Below are 16,369 nucleotides of genomic sequence, written 5' to 3' on the forward strand. Positions count from 1 at the left end.
AGTTGAAAGGATGATTATTGTGTACATACCTAAGCAATATCGTATGAAAAATGAAGAAGCAGTTCAAATGATGAAGTCTAACCCATTTGCCTTAATGATTACTGTTGATGAACATCGTCCCTTGGCTACGCATATTCCTTTGGAAATTCGGGAAGATGAAGGGAAAATCTATGCGACTGGGCACATTGCATACGGAAACATGCAGAAAAAAACTTTAGACAATAATAGCGATGTGTTACTCATTTTTCAAGGGCCGCACGCTTACATTTCATCAAGTTGGTATCAGTGCGAAGAGGTTCCTACATGGGACTATCTAGCCGTACATGCGTATGGATCAGTACGTGTAATCACTGAAGACGAGCTGAAATCCTCTTTGGATACTATGCTTAAACACTATGAGTCTCACCGAGAAAATGGTCGAACCTGGGAAACGTTTGATCCAGAGTTGCTTAAGAGTGAAATGAAAGGAATAGTGGGTTTTGAAATTGAAATCACATCTATTCAAGCTGCAGCCAAAATGAGTCAGAATCGTAATAACACCGATTACAAAGCGATTATTACAGAGCTTGAAAAATCAAATGAACCTAGGGAATTTCAGGTTGCTCAATGGATGCGTGAGCAACGGAAAGGGTTAATTAAATGATTGGCCTCATTATTACGTTTTGGGTGGCACCCCTAAAAGCAAAAATGGTGTTTATCACTTTTTAAGGGAAAGTAAAGGTAAGTCAAAACCATTCCTTACACAGTCAAGAGCTCATTAAAAAAACAGTTGGAACAGAATCCTTTTCTAAATGAGTAACAAATCGCCTCCTTGATGAAAGCGAACCTTAAAAAAGTGTAACCTTGCTTTCACCATTCAAGGAGGAGCCCAATCAAATCATGTGCAAAAATACAACAAGGAGTTGCTTTTAATGGAGTTTTCAAATATTTGGCTATTTGTAATTACTGCAGCTACATTGTTAATAATACCTGGACCAGCTGTGTTGTATATTATGGCAAGAAGTATAGATCAAGGGAAGAAAGCGGGCCTAGTATCAGTTCTTGGTGTATCCCTTGGTGGTTCTGTTCACGTTTTAGCTGGAGCCATTGGAGTTTCTGCGATCCTTATGACATCAGCAACAGCCTTTAATATCGTTAAATACTTGGGTGCTGCTTATCTTATCTATCTGGGGTGTAAGACTTTATTTGCTACATCTGATAGAGCGACTTTAGAAACTCCAAAAGCCCCTCGTAAAAAGTTAGTAAAGATATTTTACGAATCAGCGCTCGTAGAAGTAATGAATCCTAAGACAGCACTCTTTTTTTTAGCTTTCTTTCCGCAATTCATATCACCTTCTGCCGGATCAGTCACAATACAATTTTTACTTTTAGGAACTATATTTATTATCCTAGCTTTTATTAGTGATGGTCTGTATGCAGTTCTTGCAGCAAGTATTAGAAAGCGGATTCTGGGTAGTAAAAAGAATTCAAAGTTACAGAATCGGGTAACTGGTTATTTATATATTGTTCTAGGGGTATTCTCCGTCTTTGCGAGCCCCTCCAAAACATAAGAATGTTACGATGAAATTTATCGTATTGTTACACAACAAATAGCGATTCTACTAAGACAATAAGTAAAATGAATGGAGAGATATTTTATGCCTAGATTTATCATTGAAGATGATTTTTGGTCGTTATTCCCTCATGCAAAAATAGGCACCGTTATTTGCCAGGGGATTGATAATTCAATAAAGGACGTTGAATTCTACGAAAAGCTGCTGAGGGAGGCAGAGAAAGAAGCACATAAATTTCTCAAAATGGAAGAATTCAGTAGTAATCCAGTCATATTTGTTTGGCGAGAAGCTTTTCAGAAATTCAAGACAAAGAAAGGGGCAAGGTGCTCCATTGAAGCTTTATTAAAAAGAGTGAAAAATGGCAATCATATCGGAACAATAAACCCGCTTGTTGACATCTATAATTCAATTTCATTGCGTTATGGGCTTCCATGTGGCGGAGAAGATATCGACACTTTTGTAGGCGATATTCGGCTAACGCAGGCAAATGGTAACGAACCGTTTATCCCGTTGGGAAATGATGGAAATGCTTCACCATATGAAGGTGAAGTTGTTTATAAAGATGATGACGGTGCAATATGCAGATGCTGGAATTGGCGTGAAACTCTGAGGACGATGCTAACAGAAAATACGAAAAATGCATTCCTCTGTATTGAATTAATAGATGAAACAAGAAGTGATGAGTTTCATATGGCGCTTAAAGTATTGGCTGATTTAGTGTCACATAAACTTGGTGGTATTGTGAAGATTGAAGTGTTAGATATTAATAATAGGGAAATTACAATCTTTGATTAGTCAAATAGCGTTTAAAAATGATATTTTGTTCTGGGGATGTTTGGAATTAGATTCAAAGTACGATTTATCCAATGTTTTCAAAACAGACAAGATTTAAGATAAGTGACAAATGTATCTTCTTGAATCCAACTATGAAACCCGTATATTCATGAATCGCGTTACTTCATAACATCAGAAGTAGATAACTAGATTTCTAGATTATAACCCTATTCAACAAGAGGGGAGTAGTTTTTAAATATTAAATCCCAATTTCTTATTTTTAATACTGTGAGATTGGGATTTAACACAGAAGTATCCTTAACGTTGTTAATCTGCTTTTCTGGTGGCATCCCATATAGAAAAGAAGCACTGATCCTGCTTTAGTTAACAATTGACGGAATTAGATCATTTTTTTAGATTTTTTAAAAGAGATTGAAGAAGTGGCAGGGCAGATGCCTATGTCATTTTAGAATCTACAGGGCATTGCCACTGTTATTCAATACTTGGAGGAACAAGGAAGAGTTTCGAGATTCCTCAGGAATATTCACTAGATATTAATGGTGGATACGACTTAATTTAATATAGTTTGGGGACGTTAATTGCGGATATAGTTTTGCAGATTCTTTCCTGGATGGCTGAAGAAGATCGGGACCGGATTCGAAAACGGCAGCAAGAAGGAATTGATGTCGCTGGGCAAAATGGCACAGTTTTTGGCCGACCAAAGGTCATGATAGTCATGATAACTGAAGATTATAAAGAAGCGTATGCTCACTGGAAATCAAAAGAGATTATAGTAATAGAATAAATACAAGAAATCGGAATCAAAAAGACTAACTTTTTATAAGAAGTTAGGGAGTATAAAGATAAATTATAGTTTAGCCTATAAGCCCCCTTAAAACTACTACAATACTGTGCTGCCCAGGTTCATCAAAAATCAGCATTCCTGAATGGTTCCCAGCATATGCATTTGAAGTTTGTAATAAAGCTATTGTAAATGCCCAAATTCTTCTTATATGGTCACTAGCAGACGAGTCAAATTTCATATCAAAATTCTCTATAGTTGGCATGTATGTATCATTTGATATTTGTACTTTATTTATATCTAGGGAGCTTCAGGAATCCACCAGGAAAGAGGTGGCAAAGAGATATAGTGTAGACTTAAACAAGGGGATAGATTGTTAAAGAAGATGGTCAATGAACTTAATCTAACATGAAACCACCAGCCCAAGGTGGAAGTTTATTAATGTATTGAGGAAATATTGACAAATTACTGTTCTTTTAAGCTGGTTACAGAAACACTCTGTTTTTTATTTGGTTCATCAAGGGAATGGATTGAAGCTGTTCCATTTTGTTCATCTACGTGCTCGATGTAGATACTTCTCTCGTTGTAGGTTACATTAGCCATAATTGGCGAAGAAGCAATTTTTTCTGTTCGTTTAGCCACCTCACTTGGTTTGGAACAGTTATAATATTTGTTCCAATTTCCTTAGATGATACTTGTTTTATTAAAATACTTCCAAGAACCCTTACACCCTTACTGAACTAATAGGTGCATACTTCAAAAAGGGAGGTTGCTGAGGCAGCCATTCCTGTAGTTCGTTATTTTTTAGCTTTGAAAAAAATAGGGCTCCTCAGTAAGATATGAGTAAGACACCACTCTAACTCAAAACCTTAGGAGGAACCCTAATATGAAGTTTAAAATGCAAGATAAACAAAATCAACTAATCGAGAGAATTTCCGATAAACACCTTGTAGTTAGAGTGGATATTGCCCAACAATTACATGTGGCTAGAGCAGTGAACTTCCGTGGAATTGTAGTCGTAGACCCACTTGCATTTGAAAATAATGAAGATGGATTTGCTGGTTTATTAAAATGGATGGATAAGCCTTCAAAGATTTAATAAACTGGAGGCAGCCATTGTGGGAATGGAGCCTACAGGCATCACACACTAAGATTATTGTATTTCTAACTCTTTGACAGTTTCGCCTTCAATTAACACTGGTTGATAATAGGTTTCGTTTGGTAAATCCTTCTTTCCTTGTAATTTCTTAATGACCCAATCAGCTGCATCATGTCCCATTTGTTCTTGTGGGTGTGTCAATGTCGTTAGTTTGATATTAGCATTTTTCGCAATATAAGAATTGTCCTGGCCAATAATTGATAATTGTTCGGGAATAGAAATATCAAGTTGTCTGCATACATTTGCTACTTCCAACCCTACCTCGTCGTTATAGCAAACAATGGCAGTCAACACGTCTCTATTTTCATTTAGGAACCCTTTCAAGTTCGTGTATAGGTCTAGCTTCGTTTCTGTAGTATACGAAAGCAATTGCTCTGGTTGAAAGCGTAATTTGGCTTCTCCCAGTGCTTTTATATATCCCTTCATTCGATACTTTCCTTGTAAATCATCCATTTTCGAAATGAGTCCAATTTGGGTGTGTCCTTTCGAAATCAATTCTTTTGTTGCGAGGTAGCTTGACTGCACATCATCTAGGCAAAAGAAAGGAACCTCTAATTCTTCATAATAAGCGTTGATCATGATGAATGGAACCTCTTGTTCCTTAAACAATAGGTAGTAAGCGATGTTGGGATTGTAAAGATTGCTTTTTGTAGGTTCAATAATCAAACCATCCACGCCAAATGACAACATCATTTCCAAGGCTTTTTTTTCTTGTTCGACATCATTATTTGTACTGGCTAATAGTAACGAATAATTATCTTCATTCAATCTTCTTTCAATTCCGCGGATAATAGAAGGGAAAATGTAATCAGAAATGTAGGTCGTGATTACACCGATCGTTTTATTTTTGGAATTGCCACCATATTTTGATTGATATTGGTTACTAACATATGTGCCAGATCCTTTTTCACTTCTTAAGAATCCCTCGTTTGATAATTCTAAAATGGACTTTCGTACAGTGTGTCGGCTAACGTTGTACATTTCTTGCATGACTGTTTCAGTAGGAATTTGTTCCCCTACACTAAATTCACCTGTAAGGATTTTATTTTTTAAATCATCAATGATTACCTGATACTTTGGTTTCATTAAACCTCACTTCTTTCATAGTTGTTTGCATTCTAATTTATTTGCTTAAAATATTTGTGCGGACATATTTTAACATGATTTTAAATAAATTAAAACAAATCACCTGAGTTTTTTGTATAAACTATTGAAAAGTTATAAATTCTGCCTATTTACCATTTAGGTTTTATGTCATATAAATTCCTTTATTACTAATTACTAATTTTAAGGTGAGGATGGAGGATATCTCTTAAAAGTTGTAAGTATAAATAATATTGACTGTTGACAAATGTACGTACAAAAAAATATAATATGGTTGTAAATAAATTTAAGCGCCTCCTTTTATTGAAAGCGCTGTCAGGAGGGGGATTAACGTGCAAACCACTATATTAAAAAATAAACAAGCGATTACCGAGGGAGAAACTTCACTTGGAATCGAATTTGGATCCACACGTATTAAAGCGGTGTTGATTGATAATCGTTATGAAACAATCGCATCTGGAAGTTATGAGTGGGAGAACCTCTTGGAAGATGGAATTTGGACGTACAACTTAGTGGATATTATCACTGGTCTGCAAACAGCTTATAGTGAAATGAAGCAAGAAGTTGAACGAAATTACGGAATTACAATTCGAAAGATAGGTTCTATTGGATTTTCTGCAATGATGCATGGGTATATGGCTTTTGACAGTACAGGGGAGCTACTTGTTCCGTTTCGAACTTGGCGTAACTCAACAACTGGTGTTGCAGCAAAAGAATTAACTAATCAATTTCAATTTAATATCCCTGAACGATGGAGTATTGCTCACCTTTATCAAGCAATATTAAATGAAGAGAAACATTTGCCTCGCATTGATTGTATTACGACTTTGGCTGGATACATTCACTGGTTATTGACTGGTAATAAAGCAATTGGAGTTGGAGATGCTTCAGGCATGTTCCCAATTGATGAATCAACGCAAGATTACAATGAATCAATGGTCAAGCAGTTTGACGATTTAATTGCGACGAAAGGTTATCCTTGGAAGCTAAAAGAGATTCTTCCTAAAGTATACATTTCAGGCGAGCAAGCGGGTGAATTAACCGAAATTGGAGCGAAAATCCTAGATAGATCAAGAAATTTACAACCAGGCACTCCAATTTGCCCACCAGAAGGCGATGCTGGAACTGGAATGGTTGCTACGAATAGTGTGAGGAAACGTACTGGAAACGTATCAGTAGGAACTTCTGTTTTTGCCATGATTGTACTAGAGAAAGAACTTTCAAAAGTATATCCAGAAATTGATTTGGTAACTACACCAAACGGAAGTCCAGTTGGAATGGTTCACGCGAATAACTGTTCAAGTGATCTCAATGCTTGGCTGGGATTGTTCCGTGAATTTTCTGAGGCAATGGGACAAAAGGTTGATACAAATAAATTATTTGAAGTAATGTTGAATAAGGCTTTGGAAGCGGATCCAGATGGTGGCGGTTTGCTTAGCTACGGTTATTTCTCAGGTGAAAATATCACAGGATTAGAAAAAGGGCGACCATTATTTGTTCGTTCGCCTGAGAGTCATTTCAATTTAGCAAACTTCATGCGGACTCACCTATTTACTGCTTTCGGTGCTTTGAAAATCGGAATGGGTATTTTGACAAAGGAAGAAAATGTTGCAATTGATCGTATTTTGGCTCACGGTGGTTTATTTAAAACTCCTCTTGTTGGACAAAAAATTGTTGCCGCTGCATTGAATACTCCAGTATCAGTTATGTCAACAGCAGGAGAAGGCGGCGCGTGGGGAATGGCGATTCTTGCATCTTACATGATGAATAAAGATCAAAAAGAAAGTTTAGAAGACTTCCTCGACAAAAAAGTATTCGAAGAGGTTGATGGGCAAGAAATTTATCCTGATCAAGTAGATGTTAAAGGATTTGAAGCATTTATTGAAAGATACAGGAAGGGTTTAGTGATTGAGCAGGCCGCTGTAGACAATTTGATGTTATGAGTGGAAAACTGGAGGGATTGACGTGTTAGAACAACTGAAAGAAGAGGTATTTCAAGCAAATTTGGACTTGCCTAAATATGGACTCGTGAAATATACATGGGGAAATGCAAGTGCCATTGCTCGTGAAAGTGGTTTATTTGTTATCAAACCTAGTGGTGTTGATTATGACACGATGAAAGCAAGTGATATGGTTGTTGTTGATTTAGATGGCAATGTTGTTGAAGGAGAGATGAGGCCTTCATCAGATACAGCGACTCACGCAGTACTTTATAAGTATTACCAAGAAATCGGCGGCATTGTGCATACTCATTCAACTTGGGCGACAATCTGGGCTCAAGCAGGCCTTGATGTTCCAGCGATGGGGACCACTCATGCAGACACATTTTACGGATCCGTCCCATGTGCCCGCTACCTAACACAAGAGGAGATTGATCGTGGGTACGAAGTGGAGACTGGGAAGTTAATCATCGAAACATTTGAAGAGCGTGGGTTAGACATTTTAGCCGTTCCTGGTGTCTTACTTCATGGTCATGGTCCGTTTACTTGGGGCAAAGATGCAAAATCCGCCGTAATGAATAGTGTGGTGTTGGATGAAGTTTCGAAAATGAATTTATTTACACGGGAATTAAATCATTTTGCAAAAGAATTACCACAAAATATTTTGGATAAACACTATTTACGAAAACATGGAAAATATGCTTATTACGGTCAAAAATAAGATCAACTCTATCAAATTATTAAACCATTAGATTAAGAAAAGAGGATTATTATGTTAACAACAGAAAAAAGGGAATTTTGGTTTGTCGTAGGATCACAACATCTATATGGGGAAGAAGCGTTAGCAGAGGTCAAGGCGCATGCACAAACGATAACCGATGCATTAAATGAAAGCGGTATTTTACCTTATCCACTTGTATTGCAAGATTTAGCTGTTAGTGCAGATAAAATCACAAGCATCATGAAAGAAGTCAACTATCGTAACGAAGTTGCCGGTGTCATCACTTGGATGCATACTTTCTCACCTGCAAAAATGTGGATTCGTGGAACAAAATTATTACAAAAACCATTGCTTCATTTAGCTACACAATTCAATGAAAGTATTCCTTGGGCAACGATTGATATGGACTTTATGAACCTAAACCAATCCGCTCATGGTGACCGTGAATATGGTTTTATCAATGCACGTTTGAAAAAACAAAATAAAGTTGTTGTAGGTTATTGGGAGCGCCCTGAAGTGCGACAGCAAATTGCACAATGGATGGACGTAGCGGTTGCTTATAACGAAAGCTTTAACATTAAGGTCGCTCGCTTTGGAGACAACATGCGTAACGTTGGAGTAACCGAAGGGGATAAGGTTGAAGCGCAAATCCAATTTGGGTGGACAGTTGACTATTTTGGAATCGGAGACCTTGTTCAATATGTAAATGCGGTTACTGATGAAGAAATTGATGCTTTATTTGCAGAATACGAAGGCCTTTATGAATTTGATTATGGTACCTACAGTAGGGAAGATTGGGAGAAAAGCGTAAAGGTACAGGTAAGCTATGAAATTGCGATTAAACGTTTCCTTGATGATGGTGGTTACACGGCCTTCACAACGAACTTCGAAGATTTATATGGGATGAAACAACTTCCTGGTCTTGCCGTCCAACGTTTGATGGCACAAGGATATGGCTTTGCGGGTGAAGGAGATTGGAAGACGGCAGCACTTGATCGCTTACTGAAAGTGATGAGCCATAACCAATCAACAGGCTTTATGGAAGATTACACATATGAATTAGCTGCTGGACAAGAATCAATCCTTCAATCACATATGCTTGAAGTCGACCCATCTTTAGCAAGTAACAAACCAAAAATTGTCGTATCTCCATTAGGTATAGGTGATCGTGAAGATCCAGCACGTTTAGTATTCGACGGCAAAGCAGGAGACGGTGTCGTTGTTTCCATGGCTGACTTTGGTACAAACTATAAACTTTTGATTAATGAGGTTTCTGCATTTGAGCCAACTGTTCCAGCACCAAACCTTCCAGTGGCCCGTGTACTTTGGGAAGTGAAGCCAAACTTCCAAGATGGAGTGAAAGCTTGGCTTGAGAATGGTGGCGGTCACCATACAGTTGTTTCATTGAATTTAACAACAGACCAAATCATAACCTATGCAAAACTTGTTGGCTTGGAATACGTAGTTATTAAGTAATGTCTCTCCCCTCCAAGGAGGCTGTGCTTCCTTGGAGGGGAAAATAGGTAATCCAGAAGTTGTAGACTGGAAATGGTAACCATTAGTATGATCCCATTAATCGTAAGCGTGTTCGTGGTTTTCAGGGAAAAGATGAAAGCGTTTTAATAGCAGAATAACGACACAGAATTCATCCTAATAAATAATTTTTAGTAGTGGAATTTTTTATGGGAATATAATTTCAAAACCTTGAGGAGGGAATTTTAATGGTTAATGAAAAGAAAATCTCAAGTGGATTCATTTATTTTTTTGGGGCTTTTGGAGGCATTCTCTTCGGTTATGATATCGGCGTTATGACGGGTGCTTTGCCTTTTCTGCAACATGATTGGAACCTTCAAAACAACCCTGGTGCTATTGGCTGGATTACCTCTTCGTTGATGTTTGGAGCTATATTTGGAGGTGCGCTGGCCGGACAACTTTCTGATCGTTTAGGACGGCGCAAAATGATTTTAATATCTTCTATCATTTTTGCTGTTGGATCCATTTTGGCAGGAATATCCCCTCATAATGGGATCCTTTTTATGATTGTTGCCCGGATTTTATTAGGGTTGGCTGTTGGTGCTGCATCTGCATTGGTCCCAGCCTATATGTCGGAAATGGCGCCAGCACGTTTACGTGGACGTCTGTCAGGAATTAATCAAACAATGATTGTCTCTGGAATGTTGCTTTCGTACATTGTCGCTTATTTATTGAAAGACTTACCAGGAACAATGGCATGGCGATTGATGCTTAGTTTGGCTGCCGTACCTGCTTTGATCTTATTTATTGGAGTGTCAAGGTTACCCGAATCACCACGTTTTTTAATTAAGAACAATAAAATTGATGAAGCTCGTAAGGTGTTGGGCTATATTCGCTCTAACAAAGAACAAATTGATTCTGAAATAACACAAATTCAAGAAACTGTTAAAGAGGAAGCAAAGGTAAATCAAAAAGCATCATGGGGTACACTTTTAAGTAATAAATACCGTTATTTAGTAATTGCGGGTGTGGGTGTTGCTGCGTTTCAACAATTCCAGGGCGCAAATGCAATTTTTTATTATATTCCTATGATTGTGGAAAAAGCAACAGGGCATGAAGCCAGCTCAGTATTGATGTGGCCAATTATTCAAGGAGTTATTCTCGTACTAGGTTCATTAATATTCCTTATGATTGCTGATAAATTTAATCGCCGTACTTTATTAACAATAGGTGGAACTATTATGGGGCTATCCTTTATTTTGCCGGCAATATTGAATTTATTAATTCCTAATGCAAATCCGATGATGATGGTTGTCTTTTTAAGTATCTATGTAGCACTTTATTCATTCACGTGGGCTCCTTTAACTTGGGTCATAGTTGGAGAAATTTTCCCGCTGGTAATTCGCGGGCGTGCGTCAGGATTAGCTTCATCATTTAACTGGATTGGTTCTTTCTTGGTAGGATTGCTATTTCCAATCATGATCGCTTCGATGTCTCAAGAAGCTGTTTTTGCAATCTTTGGTGCTGTTTGTTTACTTGGTGTTTTATTTATCCGGACATGCGTTCCTGAAACTCGAGGTCATACTTTGGAGGAAATTGAAAAAATTGGAGAAAGTAAACATGCTAAGGGAAAAAGTGCTTAAATTAGACCTATGAGATTTGGAGCAGAATTCAAAGAAGATATACACAAATAGGAGAGTTAAGCATGCATTTTAAATCAGGGGGTCATAAGGGAAAATACTTCTGTAATTATGATCTACACATACACATCATGAACATGTTGATTTACTAATATGATTCCCTTTCTTAAGGCCGAAGTTGCTACTTCGGCTTTTCAACTATTAAAATGTTTGCTGAACTTTTTGTGCAATTCATGGTGTTATAGCTTTTATTTATATGAAGGAATTTAATAGGGAGGAGCCGTAAAAAATGAAAACATCACAAAGCTCGTTTGGAAATGAAGTCTTGCTGTTTACTATAGAAAATGATCATGGAGTAAGAATAGAAGTTACAAACTTTGGTGCAAGAATCGTCAATCTGTTCGTCCTAACGGAAACGGGTCGTAATAATATCGTATTGGGATTTGACTCGATTGAGGATTACAAAAAAGAAACATATTATGGAGCAACAATAGGAAGAGTCGCTGGAAGAATAAAAAATGGCCAATTTTCAATTGGTGAATCACGTTACCAAACATCTGTAAATCAATTAGGAAATACATTACACGGTGGCAACCCTGGATTCGATGAAAAAATCTGGGATTATGAAGTGAAGGAGACGGATGAAAGTGCATCGATCATCTTTTCAACCCACTCACCTGATGGCGAGAATGGTTTTCCGGGGAATTTGAAAGTAAGTGTGACTTATACATTAGACAACTTAAATATTTGGTCAGTCAGCTATCAAGCAACTAGTGATAAAGACACAATTTTTAATCCGACCAATCACGTCTATTTTAACTTAACAGGGCATCCCAGCAATCCAATCGATGATCATTTCTTACAAATCTTTTCTGAAGAATTTGCACGCCTTATGATTTTCGAACCCCAAAGAAATTAAAATCAACCTTTGAAGCAATTGACGCAGAAGTTAAAAAGGTTCGAGGAATCGATCATCCATTCTTCCTTATTTGCTCAGGACTTCATCAAACTGCAGCCAAATTAATTAGTCCTGACCAGAAAATAACAGTCGAGGTATACACAGAAGAGCCTGCGGTTGTCATTTACACTGCAAAATTTGTGAAAGGTGTGCCACTCATGCACGGAGAAAAATTAATTCAACACGGCGGAATAACGTTTGAAACCCAAGCTGCTCCAGGAGCGATTGAGTTTGAAGATTTTGGAGATATTCTTCTTTTAGCAGGCGAAAATTATACTTCCCAAACAAAATACAAAATTGAGGTCAGGACCCCACTCAGCTGAGGTTTCCAGTTATTGTGTTAAAGGAATAGGTGCATTTGGTTTCGATAATTTTACATCGATTCGGCTGCTAGTTAGGATCAACATCCGGTGCCTGTAAGAGCGATCGAGCATAGCTCTACATATAGCGGGTGGGATTCCCGCCGAATAAGAGTTAGCCACTCACTCGAACAGAGTTTTGGAGGATAGAGGATAACTTATATCTTTAAGCGTAAACAGTTAGATGGTGGGCCGTAAACTACGGTTAAAGGTAAGCCCCTATTTAAACAGTACATATTCTATACGTAGCACCTCCTGATACGATACTTGTATCAAAGGAGGTGCTTTTCCAATGCCTCAACAAAAATTAACGATTGTCCCCGTTACATTACATGCCGAAAATAAAAAAATCTTTACGATGACCGAGAACAATATCAATTATTAAAACGGGTGATCCGGAAAGGGGATGTCCTTTATATTCATTCACTCGATCGTTTTGGACGAAACAAGGAAGAAATTCTACAAGGATGGAAATTACATCACGAAAAATATTCAGGCAGATAAAGTTGTAAGGGATATGCCTTTGTTAGACACCACCCAATTTAGGATATGAAGATGTTTATATACTTAAATGGAAAAACCCAAATTAAGGTCATAACTTTGATTTATATAATAATCTCAATGAGTTTTAGCTAGTGAAAACAAAATAATATAAGGAGTGGAGAATATATCACAATACTATAATGGAAAATGTAGAGGAGCCAAAAACCGGATTGTTACTACTAGAAAAAGCGAAGAATTTACTCTTAAGTACTACCTTTCGGGAATGGTAGGGATATTTTAGTTATTTTGTATTTTATGCACACTTTATGAATTAATTTGTATTGATAATGTAAAATTAGGTAAATATGTGTGTCACTTAAAGATGTTAAAATTATAAAAAAGAGATTTTATCGGGGGAGAAAATGAAAAAAATAATAGCATCTTTTGTAGTGTCTGGATTGTTACTATCAAATCCGTTGGTTAGTAATGCTGCATTGGGCGATCGTACATTAAAAAGTGGAATGACTCATACAGAAGTAAAACCCCTATCCTTGAGGAGTAATGCTAATCTTTTATAGATAATGGGTAATGATATGGCTATGAAATCCTAAGAATTCTAGAGCAAACGTGAGATTGTGCTTAGTTTATTGAAGGAGATTAGTTCATTAAAGGAGATAAGGATTTTAATAACTCATTTATGAATTGAATAATTGGATTTGAGTCAATATTTTGGACACTAAAAAGTGGAGTTAGTATAGGTCTAAGCAAAATTCGTAAGTTAAAGCAGGAGAAACATCCGTTCAAAATGTCGTTGGCCCCTTACAGTAACTATGCAACAATTGCCTTTTTACTGATGGTTCTGGTTGGTATGTGGTTCAATCCCAGTACCCGGACTTCCTTGGTTGTCGGGATCGTTTTCCTAGCCTTGGTCGTAGCAAGTTATTACATGGTGAAAATGGATAAACGAACACCATTGGATGTTAAATCCGATGATGATATTTCCAGTTAAGAAGCCTCGTGCCATTTCAATAAAAAGATGAGTGATACGAGTTATTCTATTATAAGGATTTAGGGACATCATCTTGTTTAAGGAAATTTAATCTACGTTCATCACTCTAGCTATGCCGAGTGTGTTTCACATTAGTTAAATATAATAGACACTAATTAAAGTTGTGCATAAATTGTGGACAAAACAAAGAGAGATAAAGAGAGATCTTCATCCCTCAGGTATTTTCCCCAACTTGTGCATGGCTTTGTTTTGAGGAAGAAAAGAACAGATATTGTAGAAAAATGCTCAATAAAGGTATGGAGTATTCCAAGTATTTCCTCTGTTAGATCATAAGATTTTAACTAACTGGTTCATTACTTCAGTGTAAATGTTGTTGGGATATAATTTGTAAAATATGAACGGTTTATTTTGCCATATAAGCTCTTGAAGATTTTTAAGTATAATGTTAAAGAGAAATGATTTTATTGATGTAGCATGTGTTGTGGAAATCGAATGTTTGTTTTTTGAACTTTAATTCACCTAATTTTTTCAAATTAAAATGAATATTGATAGGGAATTACGTAAAATAAATAAGATTATAAATAAAATATAAATATTTTTAAGTATTGTGAAATTTAAAATAATCCTATATACTAAAAAAAAAGCTATTTTCCTATATGTAACTGGCGCAACATGGAGTACCATGGGGGAGCATATAGAGTATAAGCCGCGCGCCTGGGCAAACACTTGATCTATAGATCAAGTGTTTTTTATTTTCCTAGGAAGAGGTGTAGGTAGAGATGAGTAATATGCATAGAAAAATGGGGACTTTTGCTTTAACTATGACAGGTATTGGTTCTATTATCGGCTCTGGTTGGTTGTTCGGAGCGTGGAAAGCTGCACAGATTGCTGGACCAGCAGCTATTTTTTCTTGGATTATCGGTATGGTTGTAATTTTATTTATTGCATTATCTTACGCAGAGCTTGGGGCAATGTTTCCTGAAGCTGGAGGAATGGTTAAGTATCCTCAATATTCGCATGGCTCTTTTATTGGATTTATAGCTGCGTGGGCAAACTGGATATCTATCGCTTCGACTATTACCGTTGAGGCCATTGCTTCCGTACAATATATGAGTACGTGGCCTTGGGAATGGGCCAGATGGTCTCATTCTTTAGTTGATAATAATATCTTAACGACCAAAGGATTATTCATAGCTTCTTTACTACTATTGTTCTATTTCTTCGTCAACTATTGGACAGTTAACCTTTTTGCTAAGGCAAATTCATTTATTACTATTTTTAAATTAATTGTTCCAGGTGTAATGGCAGGATCGTTATTTTTTGCTGGATTTCATGGTGAAAACTTTACAAGTTCTCAAGGTATCGCACCATATGGTTGGGCAAGCGTTTTAACAGCAGTAGCTACTTCTGGTATCGTGTTTGCGTTTAATGGATTTCAAAGTCCCGTTAATATGGCAGGAGAAGCGAAGTCGCCGAATAAGTCTATACCTATTGCTGTTATTGGGTCTATTCTAATTGCAGGTTTTATATACGTTATTTTACAAGTTGTGTTTATCGGTGCAGTTGATCCGTCTATGATCCTGAACGGATGGAGTCATCTGAATTTCAATTCACCTTTTGCTGATTTGGCAATTGCTCTTAGTCTTAACTGGTTAGCGATTGTATTGTATGTAGATGCGTTTGTTTCACCGTCTGGTACAGGAGCTACTTATACAGCTACAACTTCGCGTATGCTTTATGGAATGCAGAAAAATGGGTACTTACCGAATATCTTTGGTACATTACATCCACTTTATGGTGTTCCTCGTCCAGCGATGTTATTAAACTTAGGTGTATGTTTTATCTTTTTATTTTTATTCCGTGGATGGGGCGTACTTGCTGAAGTGATTTCAGTTGCTACACTTATCTCGTACATCATGGGGCCAGTTGCATTGACAACATTAAGACGTACAGCTTCTCATTTTAATCGTCCATTTCACTTAAAAGGCGCTTCTATTATTGCACCTTGTGGATTTGTTTTCGCATCGCTTACTTTATACTGGGCGCGTTGGCCATTAACAGGAGAAGTCGTTTTCATCATTGCTATTGGACTACCTATTTACTTTTATTATCAAGCGAAAAATAAGTGGAATGGATTCAAAAAACAATTTTTATCAGGTGTTTGGATGCTTCTTTACTTAGGTTGTATGATTTTCATTTCTTATATTGGAAGTGAGAAGTTCGGCGGAAAAAATATTCTTACATTTGGCTGGGATATGGTGATCATCACATGCTTAGCACTTGGCTTCTATTGGTGGGGAGTTAAGAGCGGGATTAAAACAGAATACATGGCTGAGGCTGAAAAAATTAACAAAGAATTTATCAATAAATAACTCTTAGTGTAGACACCGCTAT

13 protein-coding genes, 3 pseudogenes and 1 riboswitch are annotated in these 16,369 nt (G+C 37.0%); of the genes and pseudogenes, 14 read left to right on the plus strand and 2 right to left on the minus strand.

Annotation, left to right across the window (positions count from 1 at the left end):
* Positions 1–10: 10 nt before the first annotated feature.
* From LQ203_RS02650 to LQ203_RS02665, 4 genes are all read left to right on the plus strand, one after another.
* Positions 11–643: an FMN-binding negative transcriptional regulator gene (locus LQ203_RS02650; protein ID WP_230156115.1), complete on the plus strand. Its 633-nt coding sequence runs from the start codon at positions 11–13 to the stop codon at positions 641–643.
* Between the two features lie 268 nt (positions 644–911).
* A complete protein-coding gene (locus tag LQ203_RS02655; protein ID WP_230155450.1) occupies positions 912–1,550 on the plus strand; it encodes a LysE family translocator in 639 nt (212 codons plus the stop codon).
* Between the two features lie 87 nt (positions 1,551–1,637).
* Complete coding sequence (locus tag LQ203_RS02660; RefSeq protein ID WP_230155452.1) at positions 1,638–2,348, plus strand: B3/4 domain-containing protein; 711 nt, start codon at positions 1,638–1,640, stop codon at positions 2,346–2,348.
* 610 nt (positions 2,349–2,958) lie between these two features.
* Complete coding sequence (locus LQ203_RS02665) at positions 2,959–3,132, plus strand: hypothetical protein (RefSeq protein WP_230155454.1); 174 nt, start codon at positions 2,959–2,961, stop codon at positions 3,130–3,132.
* Between the two features lie 462 nt (positions 3,133–3,594).
* Here the strand turns inward: LQ203_RS02665 and LQ203_RS02670 are convergent, their stop codons facing one another.
* Entirely contained in the window at positions 3,595–3,771 is a 177-nt protein-coding gene (locus LQ203_RS02670; protein WP_290370511.1) for a small acid-soluble spore protein H, read from the minus strand.
* 244 nt (positions 3,772–4,015) lie between these two features.
* Here LQ203_RS02670 and LQ203_RS02675 point away from each other — a divergent pair.
* Positions 4,016–4,268, plus strand: a pseudogene (locus LQ203_RS02675) (IS110 family transposase); the annotation flags it as partial.
* A 14-nt stretch (positions 4,269–4,282) separates the two neighbouring features.
* Here the strand turns inward: LQ203_RS02675 and LQ203_RS02680 are convergent.
* Positions 4,283–5,374 carry a GntR family transcriptional regulator gene (locus LQ203_RS02680; protein WP_230155456.1) on the minus strand — a complete coding sequence of 364 codons (1,092 nt, stop codon included), beginning with the start codon at positions 5,372–5,374 and terminating at the stop codon, positions 4,283–4,285.
* A gap of 350 nt (positions 5,375–5,724) precedes the next feature.
* Between LQ203_RS02680 and LQ203_RS02685 the strand changes: the two genes are divergently transcribed.
* The 9 genes and pseudogenes from LQ203_RS02685 to LQ203_RS02720 all read left to right on the plus strand — a co-directional run bounded on the left by LQ203_RS02685 (position 5,725) and on the right by LQ203_RS02720 (position 16,347).
* Complete coding sequence (locus LQ203_RS02685) at positions 5,725–7,335, plus strand: FGGY-family carbohydrate kinase (RefSeq protein WP_230155458.1); 1,611 nt, start codon at positions 5,725–5,727, stop codon at positions 7,333–7,335.
* Positions 7,336–7,357: 22 nt separating this feature from the next.
* Positions 7,358–8,053 carry an L-ribulose-5-phosphate 4-epimerase gene (locus LQ203_RS02690; protein ID WP_230155460.1) on the plus strand — a complete coding sequence of 232 codons (696 nt, stop codon included), beginning with the start codon at positions 7,358–7,360 and terminating at the stop codon, positions 8,051–8,053.
* 51 nt (positions 8,054–8,104) lie between these two features.
* Positions 8,105–9,529 carry an L-arabinose isomerase gene (gene araA / locus LQ203_RS02695; protein ID WP_230155461.1) on the plus strand — a complete coding sequence of 475 codons (1,425 nt, stop codon included), beginning with the start codon at positions 8,105–8,107 and terminating at the stop codon, positions 9,527–9,529.
* Between the two features lie 245 nt (positions 9,530–9,774).
* Complete coding sequence (locus tag LQ203_RS02700) at positions 9,775–11,169, plus strand: sugar porter family MFS transporter (protein WP_230155462.1); 1,395 nt, start codon at positions 9,775–9,777, stop codon at positions 11,167–11,169.
* 286 nt (positions 11,170–11,455) lie between these two features.
* Positions 11,456–12,085, plus strand: coding sequence for an aldose epimerase family protein (locus LQ203_RS27620; RefSeq protein WP_356713749.1), 630 nt, complete (start codon positions 11,456–11,458; stop codon positions 12,083–12,085).
* Between the two features lie 17 nt (positions 12,086–12,102).
* On the plus strand, positions 12,103–12,447 hold the full coding sequence (locus LQ203_RS27625; protein ID WP_356713866.1) for a hypothetical protein: 345 nt from the start codon (positions 12,103–12,105) through the stop codon (positions 12,445–12,447).
* A gap of 426 nt (positions 12,448–12,873) precedes the next feature.
* A pseudogene (locus LQ203_RS02710) lies at positions 12,874–13,030 on the plus strand (recombinase family protein); the annotation flags it as partial.
* Positions 13,031–13,741: 711 nt separating this feature from the next.
* A pseudogene (locus LQ203_RS02715) lies at positions 13,742–13,975 on the plus strand (amino acid permease); the annotation flags it as partial.
* 648 nt (positions 13,976–14,623) lie between these two features.
* Positions 14,624–14,702: riboswitch (ZMP/ZTP riboswitch) on the plus strand.
* 52 nt (positions 14,703–14,754) lie between these two features.
* Positions 14,755–16,347, plus strand: coding sequence for an APC family permease (locus tag LQ203_RS02720; protein ID WP_230155464.1), 1,593 nt, complete (start codon positions 14,755–14,757; stop codon positions 16,345–16,347).
* Positions 16,348–16,369: the final 22 nt, after the last annotated feature.

Source organism: Peribacillus sp. Bi96 (assembly GCF_918698115.1).
GTDB lineage: Bacteria > Bacillota > Bacilli > Bacillales > DSM-1321 > Peribacillus.

What these genes read in the sequence shown, in the direction of transcription:
- LQ203_RS02650 (WP_230156115.1), top strand. Translation starts at nt 11, where the DNA reads ATGATTATTGTGTACATACCTAAGCAATATCGTATGAAAAATGAAGAA.
- LQ203_RS02655 (WP_230155450.1), top strand. Translation starts at nt 912, where the DNA reads ATGGAGTTTTCAAATATTTGGCTATTTGTAATTACTGCAGCTACATTG.
- LQ203_RS02660 (WP_230155452.1), top strand. Translation starts at nt 1,638, where the DNA reads ATGCCTAGATTTATCATTGAAGATGATTTTTGGTCGTTATTCCCTCAT.
- LQ203_RS02665 (WP_230155454.1), top strand. Translation starts at nt 2,959, where the DNA reads ATGGCTGAAGAAGATCGGGACCGGATTCGAAAACGGCAGCAAGAAGGA.
- LQ203_RS02680 (WP_230155456.1), bottom strand. Translation starts at nt 5,374, where the DNA reads ATGAAACCAAAGTATCAGGTAATCATTGATGATTTAAAAAATAAAATC.
- araA (WP_230155461.1), top strand. Translation starts at nt 8,105, where the DNA reads ATGTTAACAACAGAAAAAAGGGAATTTTGGTTTGTCGTAGGATCACAA.
- LQ203_RS02700 (WP_230155462.1), top strand. Translation starts at nt 9,775, where the DNA reads ATGGTTAATGAAAAGAAAATCTCAAGTGGATTCATTTATTTTTTTGGG.
- LQ203_RS27620 (WP_356713749.1), top strand. Translation starts at nt 11,456, where the DNA reads ATGAAAACATCACAAAGCTCGTTTGGAAATGAAGTCTTGCTGTTTACT.
- LQ203_RS02720 (WP_230155464.1), top strand. Translation starts at nt 14,755, where the DNA reads ATGAGTAATATGCATAGAAAAATGGGGACTTTTGCTTTAACTATGACA.